This window comes from Mesorhizobium sp. NZP2077, assembly GCF_013170805.1.
Taxonomy (GTDB): Bacteria; Pseudomonadota; Alphaproteobacteria; order Rhizobiales; family Rhizobiaceae; genus Mesorhizobium.
Genome location: NZ_CP051293.1, coordinates 6,310,524 through 6,332,246, shown reverse-complemented (window position 1 = coordinate 6,332,246; position 21,723 = coordinate 6,310,524). Strand labels below are relative to the sequence as shown.

The 21,723-nt window shown below is 60.6% G+C and carries 22 protein-coding genes; 17 read left to right on the top strand and 5 right to left on the bottom strand.

The genetic code is table 11. The features are described 5' to 3' along the window. The first annotated feature begins 1 nt into the window (after nt 1). Genes trbF through HGP13_RS31295 form a run of 4 tightly spaced genes read left to right on the top strand, consistent with a single transcriptional unit; the run spans nt 2 to nt 3,288 of the window. The gene (trbF, locus tag HGP13_RS31310) at nt 2–685 is read left to right on the top strand and encodes a conjugal transfer protein TrbF (protein ID WP_172233219.1); all 684 of its coding nucleotides are present in this window, start codon (nt 2–4) and stop codon (nt 683–685) included. Next, a complete protein-coding gene (trbG, locus tag HGP13_RS31305; RefSeq protein WP_246707179.1) occupies nt 682–1,821 on the top strand; it encodes a P-type conjugative transfer protein TrbG in 1,140 nt (379 codons plus the stop codon). The genes trbF and trbG overlap by 4 nt, the downstream gene beginning before the upstream one ends. After that, nucleotides 1,818–3,062 (top strand): TrbI/VirB10 family protein, encoded by a 1,245-nt coding sequence (locus tag HGP13_RS31300; RefSeq protein WP_172233217.1) that lies wholly within the window; start codon nt 1,818–1,820, stop codon nt 3,060–3,062. The genes trbG and HGP13_RS31300 overlap by 4 nt, the downstream gene beginning before the upstream one ends. Before the next feature lies 1 nt (nt 3,063). Continuing rightward, nucleotides 3,064–3,288 (top strand): DUF2274 domain-containing protein, encoded by a 225-nt coding sequence (locus HGP13_RS31295; RefSeq protein ID WP_172233215.1) that lies wholly within the window; start codon nt 3,064–3,066, stop codon nt 3,286–3,288. Between the two features lie 159 nt (nt 3,289–3,447). On the opposite strand, the gene HGP13_RS31290 is transcribed toward HGP13_RS31295, so the two are convergent. Together HGP13_RS31290 and HGP13_RS31285 are read right to left on the bottom strand one after the other, a co-directional pair. After that, nucleotides 3,448–3,930, bottom strand: a complete 483-nt coding sequence (locus HGP13_RS31290; protein WP_172233213.1) for a MucR family transcriptional regulator — start codon at nt 3,928–3,930, stop codon at nt 3,448–3,450. A gap of 429 nt (nt 3,931–4,359) precedes the next feature. Next, nucleotides 4,360–4,977, bottom strand: a complete 618-nt coding sequence (locus HGP13_RS31285) for a TetR/AcrR family transcriptional regulator (RefSeq protein WP_210266335.1) — start codon at nt 4,975–4,977, stop codon at nt 4,360–4,362. 74 nt (nt 4,978–5,051) lie between these two features. On the opposite strand from HGP13_RS31285, the gene HGP13_RS31280 reads away from it, so the two are divergent. The 5 genes from HGP13_RS31280 to HGP13_RS31260 all read left to right on the top strand — a co-directional run bounded on the left by HGP13_RS31280 (nt 5,052) and on the right by HGP13_RS31260 (nt 8,602). Then, nucleotides 5,052–5,423 (top strand): VOC family protein, encoded by a 372-nt coding sequence (locus HGP13_RS31280; RefSeq protein WP_172233211.1) that lies wholly within the window; start codon nt 5,052–5,054, stop codon nt 5,421–5,423. A 53-nt stretch (nt 5,424–5,476) separates the two neighbouring features. Continuing rightward, nucleotides 5,477–6,367: a haloalkane dehalogenase gene (locus HGP13_RS31275; protein WP_172233209.1), complete on the top strand. Its 891-nt coding sequence runs from the start codon at nt 5,477–5,479 to the stop codon at nt 6,365–6,367. 24 nt (nt 6,368–6,391) lie between these two features. Then, nucleotides 6,392–7,270: an NmrA family NAD(P)-binding protein gene (locus HGP13_RS31270; RefSeq protein WP_172233207.1), complete on the top strand. Its 879-nt coding sequence runs from the start codon at nt 6,392–6,394 to the stop codon at nt 7,268–7,270. 66 nt (nt 7,271–7,336) lie between these two features. Beyond that, nucleotides 7,337–7,645, top strand: coding sequence for a hypothetical protein (locus HGP13_RS31265; protein WP_172233205.1), 309 nt, complete (start codon nt 7,337–7,339; stop codon nt 7,643–7,645). Nucleotides 7,646–7,735: 90 nt separating this feature from the next. Next, complete coding sequence (locus tag HGP13_RS31260; protein ID WP_172233203.1) at nt 7,736–8,602, top strand: NmrA/HSCARG family protein; 867 nt, start codon at nt 7,736–7,738, stop codon at nt 8,600–8,602. 179 nt (nt 8,603–8,781) lie between these two features. On the opposite strand, the gene HGP13_RS31255 is transcribed toward HGP13_RS31260, so the two are convergent. Next, nucleotides 8,782–9,393 carry a TetR/AcrR family transcriptional regulator gene (locus tag HGP13_RS31255; RefSeq protein ID WP_172233201.1) on the bottom strand — a complete coding sequence of 204 codons (612 nt, stop codon included), beginning with the start codon at nt 9,391–9,393 and terminating at the stop codon, nt 8,782–8,784. 124 nt (nt 9,394–9,517) lie between these two features. Between HGP13_RS31255 and HGP13_RS31250 the strand changes: the two genes are divergently transcribed. The 4 genes from HGP13_RS31250 (at nt 9,518) to HGP13_RS31235 (ending at nt 12,351) form a co-directional block, all read left to right on the top strand. Beyond that, a complete protein-coding gene (locus HGP13_RS31250) occupies nt 9,518–10,336 on the top strand; it encodes a phosphohydrolase (protein ID WP_172233199.1) in 819 nt (272 codons plus the stop codon). A gap of 4 nt (nt 10,337–10,340) precedes the next feature. Beyond that, entirely contained in the window at nt 10,341–10,955 is a 615-nt protein-coding gene (locus HGP13_RS31245) for a nuclear transport factor 2 family protein (protein ID WP_172233197.1), read from the top strand. A 48-nt stretch (nt 10,956–11,003) separates the two neighbouring features. Further along, nucleotides 11,004–11,762 carry an alpha/beta hydrolase gene (locus tag HGP13_RS31240; protein WP_172233194.1) on the top strand — a complete coding sequence of 253 codons (759 nt, stop codon included), beginning with the start codon at nt 11,004–11,006 and terminating at the stop codon, nt 11,760–11,762. Nucleotides 11,763–11,865: 103 nt separating this feature from the next. Then, on the top strand, nt 11,866–12,351 hold the full coding sequence (locus HGP13_RS31235; RefSeq protein ID WP_172233191.1) for a hypothetical protein: 486 nt from the start codon (nt 11,866–11,868) through the stop codon (nt 12,349–12,351). Nucleotides 12,352–13,536: 1,185 nt separating this feature from the next. Here the strand turns inward: HGP13_RS31235 and HGP13_RS31230 are convergent. Further along, entirely contained in the window at nt 13,537–15,489 is a 1,953-nt protein-coding gene (locus tag HGP13_RS31230) for an adenylate/guanylate cyclase domain-containing protein (protein ID WP_172233188.1), read from the bottom strand. 276 nt (nt 15,490–15,765) lie between these two features. Here HGP13_RS31230 and HGP13_RS31225 point away from each other — a divergent pair, with 276 nt between their 5' ends. From HGP13_RS31225 to HGP13_RS31215, 3 genes are all read left to right on the top strand, one after another. Next, a complete protein-coding gene (locus tag HGP13_RS31225) occupies nt 15,766–17,343 on the top strand; it encodes an HD domain-containing phosphohydrolase (RefSeq protein ID WP_172233185.1) in 1,578 nt (525 codons plus the stop codon). A gap of 90 nt (nt 17,344–17,433) precedes the next feature. After that, nucleotides 17,434–17,706 carry a hypothetical protein gene (locus HGP13_RS31220; RefSeq protein WP_172233182.1) on the top strand — a complete coding sequence of 91 codons (273 nt, stop codon included), beginning with the start codon at nt 17,434–17,436 and terminating at the stop codon, nt 17,704–17,706. Between the two features lie 66 nt (nt 17,707–17,772). Beyond that, a complete protein-coding gene (locus HGP13_RS31215) occupies nt 17,773–18,906 on the top strand; it encodes a substrate-binding protein (RefSeq protein WP_172233179.1) in 1,134 nt (377 codons plus the stop codon). Between the two features lie 612 nt (nt 18,907–19,518). Here the strand turns inward: HGP13_RS31215 and HGP13_RS31210 are convergent. After that, the gene (locus tag HGP13_RS31210) at nt 19,519–20,514 is read right to left on the bottom strand and encodes a dihydrodipicolinate synthase family protein (RefSeq protein ID WP_172233176.1); all 996 of its coding nucleotides are present in this window, start codon (nt 20,512–20,514) and stop codon (nt 19,519–19,521) included. Nucleotides 20,515–20,687: 173 nt separating this feature from the next. Between HGP13_RS31210 and dctP the strand changes: the two genes are divergently transcribed. Beyond that, a complete protein-coding gene (gene dctP, locus HGP13_RS31205) occupies nt 20,688–21,713 on the top strand; it encodes a TRAP transporter substrate-binding protein DctP (protein ID WP_172233173.1) in 1,026 nt (341 codons plus the stop codon). Nucleotides 21,714–21,723 lie beyond the last annotated feature (10 nt).

Below are 21,723 nucleotides of genomic sequence, written 5' to 3'. Positions count from 1 at the left end.
CATGTTCAAACGACCGGCCACGCATTACGGCAGATCCCCACAACCCGAGACGCCCTACCAACGCGCTGCCCAGGTCTGGGACGAGCGCATCGGTTCCGCTCGCGTGCAGGCGCGCAATTGGCGTATCATGGCCTTCGGTTGCCTGGCGCTCGCTGCGGGGGTCTCCACAGCACTCATCTGGCAGTCCGCCAATGGTTCGATCGTGCCCTGGGTGGTGCAGGTCGATCGTCTCGGCCAGGCGCAGGCTGTGGCGCCGGCGGTCGCTGACTATCAGCCCAACGATCCGCAAGTTGCTTTCTACCTGGCGCACTTCATCGAACAGGTGAGGTCGATCCCCGCCGATCCGATCATCCTGCGGCAGAACTGGCTGCGCGCCTATGACTTCACGACACAAGGCGGGGCGTTGGCGCTCAACGATTATGCGCGCGGCAATGACCCGTTCACCAAAGTGGGCAAGCAGCAGGTCGCCGTCGACGTTTCGTCGGTGATCCGCGCATCCCCAGTGAGCTTCCGCATCGCCTGGGTCGAACGCCGCTATCAGGACGGCTCCCTCGCTTCAACCGAGCGCTGGTCCGCCATTCTCACCACTGTCGTCCAGCCCCCGCGCGACGCCGACACGCTGAGGAAGAACCCGCTTGGCATCTACATCAACGCCATCAATTGGTCGAAGGAGCTTGGACAATGACGCCCGCACTCTTCAAGGACGCCCTCTTGGGGCGTCCGGCTTTCCTGATCCACGCAGTGCCGGCTTTCCGCAAGATAGCCTTTCCCGCCCTTCTGCTTTGCACGTCGGCGCTTGCAGGCTGTGCCACCAGGCAGAAGCCGCCGGAGATTTCCTATGACGATCCGGTCCCGGCCGTGCAGGCGATCGATCCGCCCCCGCCCGTCAAGGTAGTGGAACTGTCTAAGCCGCTGCCGCTTCCCGGCCAGTTGAAGCCGGTCGGCAAGGACGCAAAGCCCGAGCCGGAACCGACCGATCCGACGGCGCGCGTGAATCTCGCCAACGCCGCTGCGCGCGTCCAGCCTGTCCGCAACGGCTTCATCAACTCGATGCAGCTCTATCCCTTCGTCGATGGCGCGCTCTATCAGGTCTATACCTCGCCGGGACAGATCACCGACATCGCCCTGCAATCCGGCGAACAACTCGTCGGCTCCGGTCCCGTCGCCGCCGGCGACACTGTGCGCTGGATCATCGGCGATACCGAGAGCGGTGTTGGCGGGACCAAGCAAATCCACATCCTCGTCAAGCCGACGCGGGCGGACCTGACAACCAATCTCGTCATCAACACCGATCGGCGCACCTATCACATGGAACTGCGCTCGACGCCGTCGACCTATATGGCATCCGTTTCCTGGCAATACCCGCAGGACCAGCTGATCGCCTTGCGCCGTCAGAACCAGCAGGCCGAGGCTGCGCAGCCGGTCTCGACTGGCGTCGATCTGTCTCGCGTCAATTTCCGCTACGAGGTGACAGGCGATCGCGCACCGTGGCGGCCGTTGCGCGCCTTCGACGATGGCAGGCAGGTGTTCATCGAGTTTCCGCGCGGCATCGGCCTGGGCGAGATGCCGCCACTCTTCGTGGTCGGGCCGGAAGGCGACACGTCCGAGCTGGTGAACTATCGCGTGCGTGGCAACTACATGATTGTCGACCGGCTGTTTGCCGCCGCCGAACTGCGGTTCGGCGCAGGCAAGAACCAGCAGCGCATCCGCATCTCCCGCACCGATGGGGTGAGGAGCAGTCGATTTTCATGGATGCGTAGCCCTAGTGAGACCCGTCAGGCGACGAACCTCCGAACAGACAGCGGAGGGCCGCGATCATGAGCGACAGATTGGATCCCGGGAAGGAAGGGGGGCGGGGGCTGGTGGAGGACACGTGGCCGGAGGCCCCGGCCGATAATGGTTCCCCGCTGTTGAGAGGCGAGCCGGCTGCGGCCATGCGGCTGCGCCCCGAGCCGCCGCGCGCAACGCGTCTGTCCCGCAAGGCGCTGGCCGGATTGGGGCTCGCCGCAAGCCTCGCTGTCGGCGGTGCGCTGATTTACGCGCTGCAGAATCGTCAGCAAGGCGAGGGTCAGGAACTGTATTCGACCGACAATCGTTCGACGCCGGATGGGCTCGCCGGCCTGCCGAAGGACTATGCGGGCGTTCCGAAACTCGGCCCACCGCTTCCCGGCGATCTTGGCCGCCCGATCCTCGCCGCACAGAATGGCGGCCCCGCGCTGTCGACAGGCCCCATTGGACCGGACCCGGAGGAGCAGCGCCGGGAGCAGGAGCTGGAAGCGGCGAGGACCGCGCGCCTGTTCGCGTCCACGCAAACGCGGCCCGCAAGTGACGCGACCGCCGCTCAGCCGATGACAGGCACCCCACCGGAGGTCGACCTCTCCAGCCTTGGCCTTGTGCCGCAGCCAGCCACGCCCTCGGCGCAGGACCGACAGCGCGCGTTCCTCGATCAGCCGGCGGACAAAGGCACTGTCTCGCCTGATCGCGTCGCGGCGCCGGTATCGAAAAACGTCCTGCAGGCGGGCGCGGTCATCGCGGCCGCCCTCATCACCGGGATTCGCTCCGACCTGCCGGGCCAGATTACCGCGCAGGTGACGGAGAATGTCTATGACAGCCCCACCGGCCACATCCTTCTCGTGCCGCAGGGCACGCGCCTCATCGGCCAGTATGACAATGGTGTCGGCTTCGGCCAGCGTCGCGTGTTGCTGGTCTGGACCAGGCTGATTTTTCCTGACGGCCGCTCCGTCGTCCTGGAGCGTGAACCTGGCGCGGACGCCGAGGGCTATGCTGGCCTCGAGGATGGGGTCGACTATCATTGGGGCGAGCTGTTCAAGGCTGCGGCACTTTCCACGGTTCTGAGCATCGGGGCGCAGGCAGGCTCGTCGAGCCAGGAGAGCGACATCATGCGCGCTCTGCGCCAGGGTGCGTCCGACAGCATCAGCCAGACAGGCCAGCAGATCGTCCAGCGACAGCTCAACATAGCGCCGACGCTCACCATCCGACCGGGATACCCGGTGCATGTCATCGTCACGCGCGATCTCGTGCTTGAACCTTACGGAGGCTGAAATGGCCAAGCTGAAACTGGGGCCAATCGCCGACGACAAGCCTGTCAAGGTCATGGTGGAACTCCCCGCGCCATTGCATCGTGACCTGACCGCTTATGCCGAAATCCTCGGCCGCGACGCGGGGCAACGACCCGCCGATGCGCCGCGCCTGATCGTCGCGATGTTGGAGCGGTTCATGGCGACGGATCGGGGCTTCGCCAAGGCAAAGCGTTCTGAGGGTGGCTAAAAGGCCGGACGGCTGAAGTCGAACCGGGCCAGTAGCGTCTCCCAGTCGCGATGTGATTTCGGAAAATCGCGTCTTCCTAGGCTGACGGGGGAACACGGAGAGGCCGGCCGCAGCTGCCCTCCCAGACAAACTATCCGCTTTCGGCGGCAGTCCCCGACGTCAGGTCGTCTTGATGCCGATTTTGCGGCGCTTAGCCGGTGCCGGCGCGGGCGGCGCCTCTGGTTCAGGTGCCGCGGCCTTCCGTCCCAAACCGATCGCCTTCGCCAGCCGAGACCTCGCAGCGGCGTAGTTCGGAGCAACCATCGGATAATCGGACGGCAGGTTCCATTTTGCCCGGTACGCATCCGGCGTCAGATTGTAGTGGGTGCCGATGTGCCGCTTGAGCGATTTGAACTTCTTGCCGTCTTCAAGGCAGATGATGAAGTCCGGCGTCACCGATTTCTTGATCGCGACAGCTGGTGCGGACTTCTCTTCCGGCTGGGGTACAGATACTGCCTGCAGCTTGCTGACCGCGGCATAGGTATCAGAAATCACGCGCGCGAGTTCGGACACCGGAAGTGGGTTGTTGCTGACATAGGCGGACACGATGTCGGCGGTCATCGCCAGCAGATCCGCGTCAGTCTCCGTAGGGTCTTCTGGCATTTGGCCAACCCTCTCGTTTGTTCGAAGTGTCCGTAGCCGCGCCCGTGTCAGCAACTCGCTACAGGAAAGCGTAGTGGTTGTACAAGACCGGAAATCGCAGCCCACGGATTCCAAGAGACACCGACGTTATTCACATCCGCAGAAGTGCAAGGCGGAACTATCGATACTGACCATTCGCCTGAAGCCTGCCTATGGGCACCTCAACCCATGGAAGTCAGCCGAGAACCTTGGCGATCGAATCGAGAGAGAGACGATTGGCGCCAGACACACGGTAGGGCAGGGTGGATTTCACGACCGGGTTTTCTCAAGCCCTAGCCGGTCCACGCACGTCGACGCGAACGCCAGCTATGCGCCTCATCTCGGACCGAGAGCTTAGCTGTGCGCTGTCTCTAAACCAGACATTGTTCGCACCGTTGGAATTAGCTTGACCTATCCATGGCCTCTGGAATCCCAGCCAGAAGCCCTTTCGACGACACCGAGAACAAAAGCGTCATCCAGATCTTGCCGCGAAAACCATCGGCGATAAAAGAGCGGCCCGGCGATCGCCGCCGTGAGATCGGATACATCGAAATCCGGCCCGAGTTCACCGCGCGCTTGCGCCCGCGCCGCAATCTCGCTGAACCCCGACATCATCCCGGCATGAGTGCGCGACTGAAACTCAGCGACCTCACGATCGCGCTCGGCGGCGTCGATGATGGAGGGCATCGCGGACGACCATCGGCCTGTCTGCAAGCGTTGAGCAAAGCCCAACGTGAATGCGGTCAGGTCGCCGCGAAGACTCCCTGTATTGGGCGTCACCAGGCGGGGGGCGAACTGCATGACGGCATCAAACAGCAAGACTGTGCGTGTCGGCCAATATCGATAGAGCGTGGTCTTGGCGACGCCCGATCGGCGCGACACTTCGTCGAAGCTGACGCCGCTGAAGCCAGCCTCTGTCAGGAGCTCATAGGCTGCGGACAAGCTCGCGGCCTTCACGGCTTCTTTGGAACGCCGTAGCGGCTCCGGTCCTTTGGCTGGCGGCACGACGCTGCGAGACTCTTTGGGCACGTCTATTGACTCCTTAACCGTAGCTACTATATCGTAGCTTATAAGTGCGGTACGACTTTTTTGGAGACGTTACCATGACTCTCAAGCAAACCCGACTGGTTACAACCGATGTGGCGAAGCTGACGCGCTTCTACGAAAGCGTCAGCCAAGCGAAGGCAGAGGTCCTTAGCGATGACTATGCCCAATTCCAAAATGAACCTTGCAAAGGATTGGCCATAATAGCCCAAGCGACGACTCAGACGTACGGCGACGGCGTCGCCGAAGCGGCGGCCAATCGTTCCGTGATCCTCGATTTCGAAGTCGACAACGTCGATGCTGAATATGGACGGCTGCAGGACATCGTGAGCGATTGGGTGATGTCGCCGAAGCTCATGCCTTGGGGCGCCCGCGCTATCGTCTTTCGCGATCCTGACGGAAACCTCGTCAATATTTATGCCCATCCGTGACGGCGGCCTCCCTTCTTTGAAAATCACCGAAACCGTTTGACAGGAGTCTAAGCATGGCTGCCTCCGGTCCACATCTAAGAAAGCGTATCGCCGTCCTCGACACAGAGATGAGCTATATAGACGTGGGTGAAGGCGATCCCATCGTCTTCCTGCACGGCAATCCAACGTCCTCGTACCTCTGGCGGAACATCATTCCGCACGTCAGCGACATCGGACGGTGTCTTGCCCCAGACCTGATCGGCATGGGGCAATCGGGCAAGTCGCCCACCTATTCGTACCGATTCGTCGATCATGCGCGCTACCTCGACGCCTGGTTCGACGCCATGAATTTGAGCAAGGCCATCTTGGTCATCCATGACTGGGGCTCCGCGCTCGGCTTTCACCGCGCCTACCGCCATCCGGATCAGATCGCGGCGATCGCCTACATGGAAGCTGTTGTCCGACCGTTCAGCTGGGACGATTTCGGCGCGTCAGCCGGCGGGTTCCGCGCACTTCGGTCGAGCGAAGGCGAACACCTCGTCCTGGACGAGAACTTCTTCGTGGAAAAAATGCTGCCGGGGGCGATCATCCGAACCCTCGGCGAGGAGGAGATGGCCGTCTACCGCGCGCCTTACGCCCAGCGCGAAGCACGGCTGCCGACGTTGATCTGGCCGCGAGAGGCCTCCATCGACGGCCAACCCGAGGACGTGACGTCGATCGTCCGGGCCTACTCGGAATGGCTCAGCCAAAGTGAGATGCCGAAGCTATTCATAACCGGCGACCCCGGAGCGGTTATCTCGGAGGGGAGCGCAAACCAGCGGTTCTGCCGAACCTGGAAGAACCAGAGCGAAGTCACCGTGAAGGGCCGGCACTTCCTGCAGGAGGACTCGCCCGACGAGATCGGCGCCGCCCTTCGACAGTTCGTCATCGAAACACGCCGCTCGGCGCACGGCCAAGCCGGTTAATTCATAACAAAATCGGAGATAATCATGACTGTTTTAGTTACGGGCGCCACCGGCAACGTTGGCTCGGTTGTTGTCAATCAACTTGTTGCGGCAGGCTTTGACGTTCGAGCTTTCACGCGCTCACCGGAAAAGGCGACATTTCCGGCGGGTGTCACGCCGTTCAAGGGTGAACTGCTCGATGTGGATGCGCTACGGGCCGCAATCGACGGCGTCGAAGCGGTGTTTCTCCTAAGTCCGGTCGTGCCGAACGAGCTGAACGTCACGATTTCCGCGCTTAATCTTATTCGCGAGGCGAAGATCAGGGCAGTCGCTTACCTGTCGGTGTTTCGGGTCGATGAAGCCGAAGACGTCCCTCATTTCGCATCGAAGTTTGCCGCTGAGCGCATGATCGCCAAACACAAAATGCCGGTGACCATTTTGCGCCCGAACGCATACATGCAGAGCCCGGGCGTCAAGGACGCGCTCGGCCACGGCATGTTCCCGTTCCCGATCGGACAGAAGGGTGTCTCTTTCACCGACGTCCGCGACATCGCCGAGGTCGCGGTGCTCGAAATCCAGCGCCGGCTCGCCTCCGACGAACCGCTCGGCCCGGAAATCTACGAGGTCGTCGCTGAAGACGTGCTGACCGGGGAAAGCGGCGCGAAACTCTGGAGCGAGGCGCTTAGCCGCCAGATCAAATATATCGGCGACGATATCGACCAGTGGGTCCAGAGCTTGCGGGCCTACGCCCCCAACTGGATGGCCTATGACTTCAAATACATGATGAAGCATTTCCAAGAAGACGGCCCAGTATCGACCCCCGCGGGCCTTAAGCGATTGACTCAGCGCTTGGGCCGCACACCGCGCTCGTATCATGATTTCGTGCTCGAGAGCGCCAAGCTGTGGAGTGAGGCGTCCAAATGATCAGGCCAAGAGGCGCAGATCGTCTGCGCCTCTCATGCCGCCCGAGTCAAACCCAAGGACGACCAAGTGAAAATCACACGCCATCGATACACGGTGAAGCAAGAGTTCGTAGAACAGAACAGGCAAAACCTTGATGACTTCATCGCAGCGCTCACGGCAGCTTCGGTGCCTGGCCTTTCCTATCGGATATTCCTTGAGGAGGACGGTCAAACCTTTCTTCACCTGGTGACGTCCCAGGACGATCCGTCTGAAATCATCACCGGACTCCCATCGTTCAAGAAGTTCCAATCGGATCTGCTGGCGAGCGACCCGGTCGCAAGGCCAGACCAGGTGGGCATGTCGCTCGTGGCGACAAGTGGAAATTCGTTTCGGTAGGCGCCTGGCAGGGCACCGTCTTAAGTCCAATCGGAGGTTTCGCGGTGTTGCGACACGCTTTCCCCATTAAAACCCAAAAGGTATAATTCTATGTCTAACGAAAACGTGGTGCTTGTTACCGGTGGAACCGGCAGTCAAGGCGGCGCGACCGTCACCCATTTGCTGGCGGCAAAAAAGGTCCGTGTGAGGGTCCTGACGCGGAATTTGGACTCACCGAAGGCCAAGAGCCTGGCCGCGCGTGGCGTGGAGCTGGTCAAGGGTGACTTCGACGACGTGGCATCGCTTAGGAATGCGTTGGCGGGCGTGTCCGCTGCGTATTCGGTGCAGCAGTGGACGGAAAAGGGTGGAACCGCGGCGGAGGAGCTAAACGGGAAGCGATTTGCCGATGCGGTAAAGGCATCGGGCAGCCCTCATCTCGTCTACTCATCGGCCGAGGGGGTCGAGCGGAACAGCGGCCTTGCCCACTACAAGAGCAAATGGGCGATCGAGCAACACATCCGTGATCTAGGGCTCCCGGCGACCATACTGCGTCCGGTCGGTTTCATGGATGCGTTTGGCGTCCCGCCGATCAAGCGCGGAATGTTCCTCGGAATTTTCAAAGCGAACTTTGGCCCCACAATCCCCATTCAGTTCGTCGCCACCTACGACATCGGTTGGTTTGCTGCGCGCGCGCTCGAAAAGCCAGAGAAATACGCCGGACGCATTATTCCGCTCGCGGGTGATCAGCTTAGCATCAACGACATAGTCAAGACCTTCAAGACCGTCACCGGGAAGAAGGCTTGGGTAGCGCCAATCCCCGCTTTTTTGGCCAAGAGAGCGATGCCCAGAGAGTTTTTGGATATGTTCACCTGGATCCGCAAAAATGGTTTCAAAGCAAACATTGCCGAGGTGCGGCAAGAATATCCGCAGATGCTGACGTTTGCCGGTTGGGTGAAGAAATACACCGACGAACAGTAGTCGCGATCGTGTCTTAGGTCGCCCCCCACTCAGCAGCGCATCACCATCACGGCCGCTGATCCCTTGCGGACCACCTTGCTGCAGCGGGCCGCGAGAACAGTTAAAACCCCTTCGCGAAGTTGGTTTCGACCACGTCGTTGCGAAGATAAGTATAAGCTATCAAGCTCGTGTGACTGCTTTCAACGGTCATTCGACGTGGGTGTTAGAATCGTATCGCACGCCCGTCGATGCATCTTGAAAAGATCTTTGGGGGTGAAGCCTGCCCGTGAATACAACGCGAGCGTTAAGAGGACTCCGGTCAATAATATTGCCAAGCCTTCCGCGTCCGCTCCGGGAGACAGATCGACCCCGGCGGCATTCGAGAGCTTTCGCTGCAATATGGATCGAGCTGTTTCCAATCCGCTCGCCAGTGCGATTTGGATCTCTAAGTCATCGCCACTCGCGGCCGGAGCGGTACCGAAAACGAAGCAGCCGAGCTCATCACCGGTGTAGACGGTCACTGCGAAGTCGAAGAATTGATCGAGGCAGTTCCGCAAAGTACCAGGCTGATCCAAAATTCGAGCAGCTTCGTGCACGAATTTACTCATAAATCTATCGAGCGTGGCCAGGTATAGCCCGCGCTTATCGCCAAACGCCGCAGCGAGGTTTGGACGATTGAGGCCCGCCGCAGCCGCAAGCTCATCGAGAGAGGCGCTGGCGAATCCCTTGCGCCAAAAAATCGGAAGCACACGGTCTAATGCCGCTCCTCTGTCAAAGCTCAGAGGTCGGCCGCGGACACGGGTTGCGCTCAATTTAATTTCCTTCGACGTCGCATGAAAATCATTGACTTCGGCATTATCCTGCGATATCGCAGGAAACTCAAGTTCGCAATTAAAGACGGGGTTAATGACAGTGTCGGCAGCACGGATGGGGACCTTGGCCTGGGCTGATAGAACCGGCGGCCGGTTGAGTGCGGACGAAAAAATTGCACTTGCGCGGAACCTTGCTTCGCTGAGGGCTGAAATCGTGTTTGACGAGGCCCGTTACCGGCTTGGGCTCCTTCGTCCTGCTAAGATTGAGTTGGATATCCTGACTCCGCCCGATACGCAGTTCGTGCGCGACGCCGATGAATTCGCCCGTAGTGCCTGCAGCGACGTGCTGTGGGCGCACTGCCTTCGGACATACTATTTCGGAGCGCAGGTTGCAGCGTTCGACGGCATTAAGTTTGATCGCGAGTTGTTCTACGCGGCGGCGATCTGCCACGACGTCGGCGTCAACGAGGATGTCGGAGGGCCTGTTGCTGCATGCTGCTTCGCGCACAGTGGCGGCCGCCTAACCTGCGAGAGACTTGCCAACAAGGGGCACGGCGAGTGGTCTGTTCGCGCCGGTGATGCAATCTCCACGCACATGAATCTGGTCGTGCCCCCGGATCAATACCCTTCGGAATGCACGCTTGTCGCGGTGGGCGCAACCTGCGATATCTTCGGTGCCTACGTTCGCCGGATCGAGCCTATGACGCTGGCCGCAACGGTAGAGCGCGCTCCGCGCACCGGCTTATTTGAGGCATTTGGACCTTTTCTCGCCAAGCCACACCTGGATGACAGCAGAACAGCGCTCCTCGTGCAGATGGGCGCATTCGAGAGCAATGGGACGCATCCGGTCGAGAGCGTACTTGCGAGCCAGCGATCAGCCGACGCCAACAACGCAACCGAGCAAGGCATCGGCTCAGCCAGCCCCTTTCGGAAAGGTAATTGAGTCAATGCCGCAAGAGAACGTCCAAAACAACGGTGCCGCGATCAACTCGATCCACGATCGGTTCGCGATCGAGGATCTGTTGACCTCCTATGCTCGCGCGATTGACCGGCTGGACCTTGAACTACTCAAGTCGCTTTATCACGAAGACGCACGAACCGGGCATGCCTGGTTCGAAGGTACGGCTCGCGATTTCGCCGACCAAGTGATTGCCTTTTCCCGCGATACATTCGTATCGACGATGCACCACGTGACCCACACGCTTATTGCCTTGAACGGCGATACCGCCGCTGCCGAGTCCTACTACTACGCCTATCATCGGCTTGAGGGAGACATCGACAAGGTCGCCGGGTTCTTTGGGAAGTCCTACGCCGAGCGTTGTGCGAAGGACGGCACGATCGACGACGGTCATGAATTCATATCCGGTGGCCGCTACGTCGATTCGCTCACCAAGAGGAACGGCGTCTGGGGTTTGGCCAACCGCGAGACCACGGTCGAATGGAAGCATTTCCGCCCGGTGACCCATGGCGATCCGGGGTCGGGCATTGCGAAGATCGTTGCGCCGGCTGGCCGCGACCGAAATGACGTTGCCTATCGCGTTTTCGCGGCGATCGGACGCTGAACCAAAGCGGAACGACCGCAGCGGATCAATCTGACAAGGACAACCTACATGGGCGCTCAAGGAATAATTGAAGATAATTTTGCGCGGTCCGGAGCATCCAAGCCAACGGTCGTGCTCGTGCACGGCGGCCTCGAAGATGCGTCAATCTGGCATTTGGTGATCCCTCGGCTCCAACGCGATGGCTACCCCGTCGTCGCCTTTGCCAATCCGCTACGCAGTCTGGGCATCGACGTCGCTTACCTGCGCAGCGTTCTAGACGAGATCCAGGGCCCGGTGATACTCGTTTCCCACGCCTACGGCGGGGCCGTCATTACCCAAGCTGGGGACCACCCAAACGTCAAAGGCCTTGTCTACGCAGCCGCCCCCATGCCTGCGGTCGGAGAGTGCCTCAAGGATTGCCTCGAACGGTTTCCCGGCTTCGACTTCGCCTCATCCGTCAACGTCACCAGATATACCCTGCCCGACGGAACCAGCGGCGCATATTCCCTTGTCCGAGCCGACAAGTTCCGCGGCCTCCTTGCCGCCGACGTGCCTGAAGGCGAACTTGCCTTGATGATGGCCACCCAGCGCCCGATCGACTTGGCCGCAATCTCCGAGCGGCTGACGTCTGCGGCATGGACGAGCAAACCGAGCTGGCAAATCAGGCCTCTGCAGGATGCGGTGTTTCCTGTGGAAGAATATAAGCTCCAAGCCGATCGCGCCCACTCCACCGTCATCGAGGTGAACTCCTCGCACGCCGTCGCCGTCACTTACCCGGACGTCGTGGTCGATGTGATCGGGCAAGCTGCGCGCTACACCACGACATAACGATAGCTGTTTAGCGGCGCTGCCAGCGCCGGCATTTTAGTTCGTATCTGGATTCAGGAGTGCCGGGGATGTGCGGCCAGTAAACCATTGAGAGAGATGACCGATGAATAACGTTTCGATTTTCTGGATGCAGCTTGCCGCAAGTGTATTCGTCTTGACTGTCATAGCGGTTTGGTATGTTTGGCCCGCACTAACCAAGCTTCCCCTTAAATCTGCTCTAACCATCCTGCTCTTTGCGCATGTGCCGAGATACGTGGGCATGACACTGCTCGTTCCGGGCATGGTCGATTCAAAACTGCCGTCCGCCTTTCTTTCCGGCGCCGCCTACGGCGACCTCCTGGAAGCAGGCCTCGCGCTCACTTGCATCTTTCTCCTGCGTGCCAATTGGCGAGCCGCTATTCCTCTCGTGTGGGTAACCAACACGTGGGGATTCGTAGACCTAGTGATCGGAGTACGCGGTCTTCTGCAAATAAACTTACCGAGCTACGACTTGGGCACTTTTTGGTATATCTATATTTTCTACGCTCCCGTCGTACTCGTCACTCACTTACTCATCTTTCTGGTCTTGGTGAAAGCTAAGTCGTGGTGAATATAACTCTGTGACGTGACCCTCTTTGTGCCAATGTCATTGTATTTGAGCGGAAACGAAATGGACCTCCGGACGTTTGAAGCTAGCGCCTATTACCAACCACCTGCCGCTAGCGGCGGGACGCTGTCGCATGTGAAACGCGGCAGCCCGACGATTACGACAAGCCCGCCGGCATGCTCTAGCGTTTCAAGCCCGCCTGGGAATACCGGTTGGCGGGCGGTCTGAATGGTAAGCGCCCGGTCGGGGCGCGCGTTGGAGCCGGGCGGGACCTGTGGAGGCGTGCGGGCTGTCTATTCGTAACGGCCGCCGAACAGGTCTCCCACTGCCCGCCGCTTCTTGTAGGTGAGGTCCCGCTGCCGGAGCTGCTCCGGCTTGTCCTGCAGCATGTGGCACCGCTGGCAGAATGCGCGCAGGTTCCTTGGCGCGTTGTTCGACAGATCGTGGTCGATGTGTGCGGCGGCCAGGCCACCGTGGTGTGCAGGATCGGTTCCGAGCACTCAAGAAGGGGAGGAAGGTCAGGCAAGGCTTTGCCCGCGCCAGATCGCCAAACAACGGCTTCTTCGTCCCACCAGCGGCCGTCACCGAGATGGGCAACGGTTTTGCTTTGTGGCCGGCCGCAGCTTTCGTAACGGCCTTTGGCCCGCTTGAATGGCCCATTGGGAAAGCTCCGGTCGGTCGACCCGGTAAACAGGCGGTGGTGCTTGCGGATTGCCCTAAGGCGCGCGTCGGCTGGCCGTGCAATGCTGGTCTCTGCACGGGAGGAAATCGCGGCGTGAGCCGGGTCGCCACCGGCAACGCTTTCCGGCTCCAAATAAGCGCCCCCAGCTAAGGCAGACAATCTGGTCCAGGCGTTTGCGCCGTTCCCTAGAAGTAGCCACTGACCGAATCTTCACACTCTACAAAAGCGCGCCGATAGCCTGGCATTTGGCTTCGATCGCCGCTCCGATTGGGTCTCGCGTCTGACGAGATCGGATTTTGTTGCTGGCTCGAACGCAAACTCAAGCCTGGTTTCCGGGCGTCGCCCCCGAAAAGCCGCCAGTCCGTTCACGGCCCAAAATCTGCCGGTCAGCAATGCGCCTCAAGTCGGCCGTCAGAGTTAGTTGTGCCACCGCCTTACAGCGGACACTACCGGCGACGGCGCTTGAGGGCGTAGTTGCGCCATGAACGGACCTGCCCTCAACCAGCTCATTTTCTGGGCTTCATATTCAGGGTTGTTACTTCACTCTCCTCGTGGCTTGCTGATATTCGAGCACCAGTCGCGCCTATTTGGGCCTCTATCCGATTGACAAGCGCGACATAACGGGGATGAGCGCGGAGCGAGTCGAGGTCACTATCCTGACGCATCCAAGGCATGCGCAAAATGAGGTAGGCATGTGATGCAGTTAGCTGACGTTCCAGGCAACCGATAGCCTGCTCCGTCTTGCCCAGCTTCGCATAAAAACAGCCTATGTTGTACTGAACCGCAATGTTGTCTCCGGCGAACATTTCAGCACGGGAAGCCCACGACAGCGCGCGTTCAATCTCGCCAATTTCCGCCAGCATTGCGGCGCCGTAACATAGCGCGGTGGCATTGTCGGGATGTGCTTTGACTTCCTTTTCCACTCCAAGCACACCTTGCCTTGCTGCTTCCTTGGCGTCGTCGCTGCGACCAAGTGAAACATAGACCATCCCTAGATTGACCCAGACCCGATAGTCATCGGGTGACAGGGATACAGCACGCTCGTACAGTGCGGCTGCATTCTCGTATTGACCTTGAATGAAACAATTCCGGCCGTAAGCGAAATAGGTATCGGAAGAACTGGCGTCTAACTCCAAAGCTCGCTCGAACTCCACTCCCGCCTCGGCATACCGGCCATTTACGAACAAGGCCCCGCCACGTGATGCGTGGGCGTCGGCGAGACCTGGCTCAAGTTCGAGCGCCCGTGAGCTGTTGGAAAGGACTGCCTCGAAGCTGGCGTCGGGATCGTTGCAAGTCAACAGAAGCCACTCACAATCAGCCAAAGCGGCATAAGCGCGCGCATAATTTGGGTCAATTTCAACAGCTCTGGCAAACAGTCGCTGCGCTGTTTTGATAAACTTGGTCTCGACTCCCCTATTGAGGAACGACCTGCCCATCAAAAGCGTCTCGTAAGCCTCGGGGTTGTCGGTCGAGCGGTTTGTAATTGTCGCCAGTTCTTCGGGCAACAGCTTCACTTTGAGCACGTCGACTATGCTTTTGGATATCTCGTCCTGAAGGGCAAAGATATCGTCCAGCGTCCGGTCATACCGCTCGGCCCAGATATGGTCACCGCCACGACCATTGATTAGCTGAGCCGTGATACGCACCCGCCCTCCAGCCTTGCGTACACTTCCTTCCAGGACGTAGGCGACATTCAGTTTCTTCGCCACCTCCTCGATCAATACCGCCTTGCCCTTGAAGGTAAAGACGGTATTGCGCGCGACGACGGAGAGTCCGGACGCTTTCGAAAGGTCGGTGATAATGTCCTCGGTGATGCCGTCGGAAAAGTACTCCTGCTCGGGATCTCCGCTCATATTCGCAAAGGGCAGGACCGCAATCGAGGGTTTTTTCGGGAGTGCAGCCGCGGGCTGCGGCGCAGGTCTGCCGGTCCCGCCTGTTCCGGCGCGATAAACCCGCACTGGCTTTGCAATGTTCTTGAGTATGTGCTCGCCCAGATCATCGAACGCCAATGCCAGCTTGCCGGTGACATGATCGTGCACGGTGGCGGAGACGTAGATGCCGCCGGGCTCAGCCAGACCCTCCAGCCGGGCGGCCACGTTGACACCGTCGCCATAGAGATCACTGCCCTCGACGATGACGTCGCCCAGATTGATGCCGATACGCAGGACGATGCGGTAGGCCTCCGCCATGCTCTCGTTGGCCCTGGCAAAACCCTTCTGTAATTCGACGGCGCATTGGACGGCATCAACCGCACTGCCAAATTCCACCAGCACACCGTCGCCCATCACCTTGACCACGCGGCCGTGGTGCTGGGCAACCACTGGAACCAGAACATCGCGCCGCCGCGCTTTGAGAGCGGCCAGTGTGCCAGCCTCGTCGTGCTCCATGAGGCGCGAAAAGCCAACGACATCAGCAGCCAGAATCGCGGCAAGGCGGCGTTGGGTTCGAATCTCGGCCATGTGGGTTGAGTACTTTCAGAAAGCCCGGCACCTGGGATTGTATTGGTACTCTGGCCTACAGTCTATCCGGCCCGACTTCCGAGAATGGGTCAGATCGCGTCGATGCAAGGGGCGCCTGAACGTCCGCTTCTCACATTCCAAGCCTCCAAGCCGCAAGTTCGCTTCCGGCCCAAAACAGGACGCTCTGTTTCTTGCAGGATCCACATCCGGCTTGAGATTTTTCCCCTAGGTATTGACGGCACACGGGGCTAGCATGGGGCTCACTGGAGGTGGGCGATGACAGGCGTCTCGATACGCCGGGCGGACTTCATGATGGTCCTGGCCTATGCTTCGGACCTTGCCACCGGCCATTCTCGCGATTTCGCGCTCAAATCCTGTGTGCTTGCGATGCGGATCGCCGAGCTTGCGGGTGTTTCGGATGAGGTTCGGCGCAATGCCTACCACCAGTCGATGCTGCGCTATGTCGGCTGCAATGCCGACACGGACCTTCTGTCGGCCACCTTCGGTGACGAAATCGCGCTCCGCCAGGACCTTGTCGGTCTCGACATGGGCAATCGTGCCGAACTGGGCAAGGTCTTCGTGCAGGCCTTCAAGCGGTTCTACTACGATCTTGAGCCTGACGCGCAGGCCAGGGCGATTGAGGCCGCGATGTCGCAGGCGCTCGCGGTGGCGCGCCCGGTGCTCACAGCGCATTGCGAGGTCGCGCAGCGGATAGGCGAGCGGCTCGGCCTGTCGGACGAGATCCGGCGCAATCTCGGTCAAATCTACGAACGTTGGGACGGCAAGGGCCTACCGCGTGGGCTGAGCGGCGAGGACGTACTGCCAGCCGTACGCCTGATCACAATGGCGCAGGATGCTATCGCACTCTGCGATGCGGTCGGTATCGAAGGGATGGCCGAAACCATTGCCAGCCGCGCCGATGGCCCATACGAAGCCGGACTGGCTCAACTCGTCTCGTCCAATGCGGCGGCCTTGATGGATGGCATCGGCGCGACTGTTGACCGCGAGACGATCCTGGCGCTCGAGCCCGATCCGCCGGTGACGCTGGACGAGGCAGCCTGCGATGAGGCATTCCTCACCATCGCCGACATGATCGACATGCGCATGCCGCTTACCTACGGCCATTCACGGATGGTGGCGCAACTGGCCGAGGGAGCCGGGGGACAAATGAAGCTGCCCGCCACCGACCTTCGCGCGCTGCGCTGGTCGGGCTGTATCCACGACATTGGCGAACTGGTGGTGCCGGTGGCGACCTGGATGCGCAATGGTCCGCTATCGGTGCGCGAGCGCGACGCTGCACAGCTGCATGCCTACTACGGCGAACGCGCGCTGGCCTCGTTCGGCCGCGAGGGAGATGCGATGGCCGCCCTCGTGCTTCGCCATCACGAACGCCTGGATGGCTCGGGCTATCACCGCAAGGTCGGCGGCTCCGATCTGTCCCCGGCGGCACGGATCCTGGCCGCTGCGGAAACGTTCCAGACGTCGCGCGAGGAACGTCCGCACCGCAAGGCGCTGTCCAGCGAGGCGGCGGCGACACAGCTGCGCGCCGCTGTGCGTGCCGGTTGCATCTGCCCTGACGCCGCCGAGGCCGTGTTGTCCTTCTCGGGGCTGCCGTCGCGCCGAGCGCTGCCGAGGGCGCTTGCTGGCATGACGCCACGCGAGATCGAGGTGCTGCGGCTGATCGCCGCCGGCCTTACGGTGAAGGAAGCGGCAAGCAAGCTCGAAATCTCGCCCAAGACCGCAGACCACCATATCCAGAGTGTCTATTCCAAGATCGGCGTGACTACCCGCGCCGCCGCCGCGCTCTATGCGGTCGAGCACGGCCTTATCCGACCGGGCGAAACGCAGGCATAGGGAATCCACCCCATGTGCACCCGGTTGCGGGCGCGCATCGTGATCCTGTCGACGGACCAATGGTGGCCGCGACCGACAGGAGGAAATCAGATGCTTCTCGCAACGACCAAAGTGGTGGACGTCGACCACTTCATCCGCATCTTTTCGACCAAGGGCGGCGACAAGCGCCGGCTGCACGGCTCGAAGGGCGCAACCGTCTTCCGCGACCCCAGCGAGCCCGACCGCGTCTGGGCGATCTTCGACTGGGACGCCGAGGGCTGGAAGAATTTCGTGTCGGATCCTGAGGTGCCCGCGATCCTGCAGGAAGCCGGCCATGTCGGCAAGCCGCAGGCGGCACTGCTCCTCGGCCAATACGAGGCCTGAGCTCCCCGCGCCGCCCTGCCGCCCGGCGGCGGCGCGCCCGACCAACCCCAGAATCGGAGAAATCAAATGGATCCGAAACCCATCAAGATCGGCCTTATCGCCGAACTCACCGGCCCGTTGTCTTTCATGGGCATCGCAAATGCGAACCTCACCACCATGCTCGTCGACGATATCAACGCCAGCGGCGGCCTGCTCGGCCGGCCGCTGGAGCTTGTCATCGAGGATGGCGAAACCATCGACGGCGTCGCCAAGGCAAGGACCGCGAAACTGATCGACGTCGATAAGGTCGATGTGGTCGTCGGCGGCATCTACAGCTCGACCCGACAGGCCATCAAGAGCGAGGCAGTTACGCGGGGCAGGACGCTCTACATCTACACCGAGCAGTATGAGGGACAGGAAAACGATCCCCTGATCTTCTGCACGGGTCCCGTGCCCGCGCAGCAGGTCGAGCCGCTGATCCCATGGTTCATGAAGAGCACCGGGGCGAAAAAGTTCTACCTGCCATCGGCCGACTACATCTGGCCCCATTTGCTGAACAAGGCCGCGAGCCGGGTGGTGCGCGCCAATGGCGGTGAGATCGTCGGCGAGGAGTATTTTCCGCTGGATACCGTCGATTTCCGGCGGACGGTGCAGCAGATCATGGCGAGCGGCACCGACGTGGTTTTCAATACCATCGTTCCGCCGGGCCTGACACCGTTCCTCGAAGAGCTGCACAAGGCCGGTTTCGGCAAACGCGGCGGCAAGATAATCTGCACCTACTTCGACGAGAACTTCTTCAATCTGGTGCCGTTCGAGGAGATCGAGGGCCTCTACAGCTGCCTCGACTACTACCAGGAACTCGACGATCCGTTTGGCCGCGCGCTCTTGCGTCGCTACGGCGAACGGTTCTCCGGCAGTGCCATGTTGACTGCAGGCAGCGGGTGCACCGGCCACTACCGGGCGATCAAGATGTGGGAGGCGGCGGTGACCGAAGCCGGCACGGTCGAGCGCGACGCTGTCATCCGGGCCCTCGATCACGCCCGGATCAGCGAGGGACCGGGTGGTCCGGCCGAAATGGTCCCCGGCCAGCACCATGTTCGCATGAACATGTACATCGCGCAGGCGCAGGGCGGTCGATTCCATGTCGTGAAGAACCTGGGTCCGATCGATCCCAACGAGCGCGCGCTTAGCGACGAATTCCAACTAAGCAACGCGGGGTAACTGGCGGCGTCAATCACCGTTCTTCCAAGTGGCGGGGCGGCTAGATGTGCCCTTGCCATGAAACGGGCCATGGTGGTTGCATCAGCCACCCCCATGGGAGCAGTCGACATATTGGGACGCTGGTCTGTGGCGCGAGACTTGAAGTCGCTGACGGGCGACTATCAACGCCGGCTCTTGGCGCAAAGAGTCCGCGATACGCTGGACGCGTCGGTCCCCTTTCCAGGCTCGCCATCCCCAAAACGGACAGTCCCTAAACGGCGCCAAAGGAGCACGTCGACAATGCGGCTCAAAGCCTGCCATTGAAGTCGACCTCGCGACCGCCTCCAGGCAGGTGCCCGACGGCGCTGGGGTGCAGCTCCTCGATCTTGTCCGCCGAACACCGAACTGGCGATCCCGGTGATGTTCCTGACGGCTCGCTCAGGCACCAGCGACCGTGTCGACACGCTCAATCGTGGCGCCGTCGACTATCTTTGCAAACCTTCGAAGCCACCGAAACTCGTCGCGCGCGTGGCGGCGATGCTTCGCCGCGACCCGCGTTTTGAGGTCGCAGCCGAATGCCAGAGATGCCTTGAAAGCTTACGCGATTTTTTTTGCGCTCTACGCACACGCCAACTATGCCCGCCGGATTTTGATTATCTGCGACTCGGCCTCTGGAACACCAGCGTGAAAGGTCTGCCATGCATGCGGCAGGTTCCGCTCCCACCGGAAGAAATCCTGAAGCAGCCAATTTCGCTCGGGCATTGTAATCTCCGACATTGGCGGAAGAACTCGGTTCCAACCCGCATCGCCACTTGCCGACGCGAGCACGGCCTTAACCGACGCCGGGAAAGGCTGCCTCGAAAGGATGGCGTCGCCTCTTAGGAGCGACGGCACCACCTTGCGGCGATCAAAAGCGTTCGGTGCGTCAAACATGGCGCGCATCAGACTAGGCATCGCGTTGCCAAGACCGCAAATCGTACCACGTGCTCCGGCCGCCAGCGCCTGAGGCAGATGGATTTCCGAGCCGGTATAGATCGACAAATGCGAGAAGCGGCGAATCAGGGCTTCGGTGAAATCCAGGTCGCCCCCGCTGTCCTTTACGCCGGTAATGAGGCCGGGATAGGCCTCGTCCAACCTGCGAATGACCCGCGGTGTCAGGGGCACGCCGCAAATATCAGGGAAATGATAAAGGCAAAGTCCGAGGTCTGCCCGCCCGATACGGTCGATTACAGTCGCATAGAAGCGAAAGGTACCGTCCTCCGTGATGCCGCCGCGGTACACGCAAGGCGGCATCAGAAGAAGACTGTCTACCGATCGGTCCAACGCATGCTGCGCCAGATGAACAATATCGGGAATAGAGAGCGCTCCGACCGATACGATGAGGCGCTGTGGCGCAACACCGGCAGCAATGACGCCATCGAGGCCCTCGGTCCGATCTTCGACTGAAAACTCCGTGCCTTCTCCGGTCGTGCCAAAAAGCGCGATGCCATCACATCCAGCACGAAACAGCATTTCGATGTGCCGGGTGAGCATCTCGACGTCGGGATGAAGGTCCGCCGTCAACGGGGTCGCCGACGCGACCATGAAGCAATTGATCTTCGGCAGAGCCGGCGGCACCTGGGTCTTCATCGGCTTTCACTCGTGTCCGCGAGGTTAGCAAAACTACGTCAATCCAACAAATGATGATTGATTGCCTATTGTCAACATTCAGCTTGACGATTTGCGGTGACAATGAAAACATCCGCTCGTCAGGTCGCGCGCCATCAAAAGCGCACCAAACAGCGACGCAGGAGGGGAAGAACATGACCACACAGGAGTCTTCATTTCTCAATCGGGCCGTTCGCCGCCGCACCGTGGTTGCCGGGGCCCTGGGCGTCTTGGCGGCGCCCTTCGTCTCGCGTCTGGCTTTCGCGGCGGGCAAGGTCATCCGCGCCTCGACGCCCGGTCCAGACACGGAATGGCAATCCAAGGCGCTGCAGGCTTTCAAGGCCGAACTCGACAAGTCGATGCCTGGCGCTTTTGACGTGCAGCTGCATTACAATGGCACGCTGTTTGCCCAAGGTTCCGAGATCGAGGCAATGCAGCGTGGCAATCTGGAAGTGGCGCTGACCTCGCCTTCCGACATCGCCGAATTGATTCCGGAATATTCGATCTTCACCACCGGCTATCTGTTCCGCGATGCCAAGCACCTGGACGCGGTCTATGACGGCGACGTCGGCAAGGAATTCAAGTCCAAGGTGGCGAGCGATCTGAAGCTGCAGATCGTCAAGAGCCAGTATCTGGGAACACGCCACGTCATCTTGCGTTCACCGCGCACCGTCAATGTCCCTGCCGATCTCAAGGGCGTGAAGTTGCGTATGCCGGGTTCGCAAGCTTGGCAATTCCTTGGCAACGCGCTTGGCGCGAGCGCAACGCCGCTGGCCTTCGAGGAAGTCTATCTGGCCATGCAGACCGGCACGATCGACGGGCTGGAAAATCCGCTGCCGGATGCCATCGCGTCGAAGTTCTATGAGGTGTCGAAGCAGGTCGTGCTGACCGGCCATCAGGTGGCGAATGTCTTCTTCACCATGCCCACGGCCTTCTGGGACGGCCTCAGCGACGAGGAGAAAAAGGCGGTGCTCGCGGCCGAGAATGCAGCCAAGAAGGTCAACGACGATGGCGTCATCGCCACTGAAAACGACGGCAAGGCATTCCTCGAGGCGCATGGCAATACGGTGACGACCCCGGACGTGGCCGCCTTCCAAAAACATGTGCTGGATGCCTTCGTCAATTCGGACTTTTCGAAGAATTGGCCAAAGGGAATGCTTGACCGCATCGGCGCTGCATAAGATCTGCTGG

Coding starts and splice junctions, on each gene's coding strand:
- trbF (WP_172233219.1), top strand. CDS start 2: ATGTTCAAACGACCGGCCACGCATTACGGCAGATCCCCACAACCCGAG.
- trbG (WP_246707179.1), top strand. CDS start 682: ATGACGCCCGCACTCTTCAAGGACGCCCTCTTGGGGCGTCCGGCTTTC.
- HGP13_RS31300 (WP_172233217.1), top strand. CDS start 1,818: ATGAGCGACAGATTGGATCCCGGGAAGGAAGGGGGGCGGGGGCTGGTG.
- HGP13_RS31295 (WP_172233215.1), top strand. CDS start 3,064: ATGGCCAAGCTGAAACTGGGGCCAATCGCCGACGACAAGCCTGTCAAG.
- HGP13_RS31290 (WP_172233213.1), bottom strand. CDS start 3,930: ATGCCAGAAGACCCTACGGAGACTGACGCGGATCTGCTGGCGATGACC.
- HGP13_RS31280 (WP_172233211.1), top strand. CDS start 5,052: ATGACTCTCAAGCAAACCCGACTGGTTACAACCGATGTGGCGAAGCTG.
- HGP13_RS31275 (WP_172233209.1), top strand. CDS start 5,477: ATGGCTGCCTCCGGTCCACATCTAAGAAAGCGTATCGCCGTCCTCGAC.
- HGP13_RS31270 (WP_172233207.1), top strand. CDS start 6,392: ATGACTGTTTTAGTTACGGGCGCCACCGGCAACGTTGGCTCGGTTGTT.
- HGP13_RS31260 (WP_172233203.1), top strand. CDS start 7,736: ATGTCTAACGAAAACGTGGTGCTTGTTACCGGTGGAACCGGCAGTCAA.
- HGP13_RS31245 (WP_172233197.1), top strand. CDS start 10,341: ATGCCGCAAGAGAACGTCCAAAACAACGGTGCCGCGATCAACTCGATC.
- HGP13_RS31240 (WP_172233194.1), top strand. CDS start 11,004: ATGGGCGCTCAAGGAATAATTGAAGATAATTTTGCGCGGTCCGGAGCA.
- HGP13_RS31235 (WP_172233191.1), top strand. CDS start 11,866: ATGAATAACGTTTCGATTTTCTGGATGCAGCTTGCCGCAAGTGTATTC.
- HGP13_RS31230 (WP_172233188.1), bottom strand. CDS start 15,489: ATGGCCGAGATTCGAACCCAACGCCGCCTTGCCGCGATTCTGGCTGCT.
- HGP13_RS31225 (WP_172233185.1), top strand. CDS start 15,766: ATGACAGGCGTCTCGATACGCCGGGCGGACTTCATGATGGTCCTGGCC.
- HGP13_RS31220 (WP_172233182.1), top strand. CDS start 17,434: ATGCTTCTCGCAACGACCAAAGTGGTGGACGTCGACCACTTCATCCGC.
- HGP13_RS31215 (WP_172233179.1), top strand. CDS start 17,773: ATGGATCCGAAACCCATCAAGATCGGCCTTATCGCCGAACTCACCGGC.
- HGP13_RS31210 (WP_172233176.1), bottom strand. CDS start 20,514: ATGAAGACCCAGGTGCCGCCGGCTCTGCCGAAGATCAATTGCTTCATG.
- dctP (WP_172233173.1), top strand. CDS start 20,688: ATGACCACACAGGAGTCTTCATTTCTCAATCGGGCCGTTCGCCGCCGC.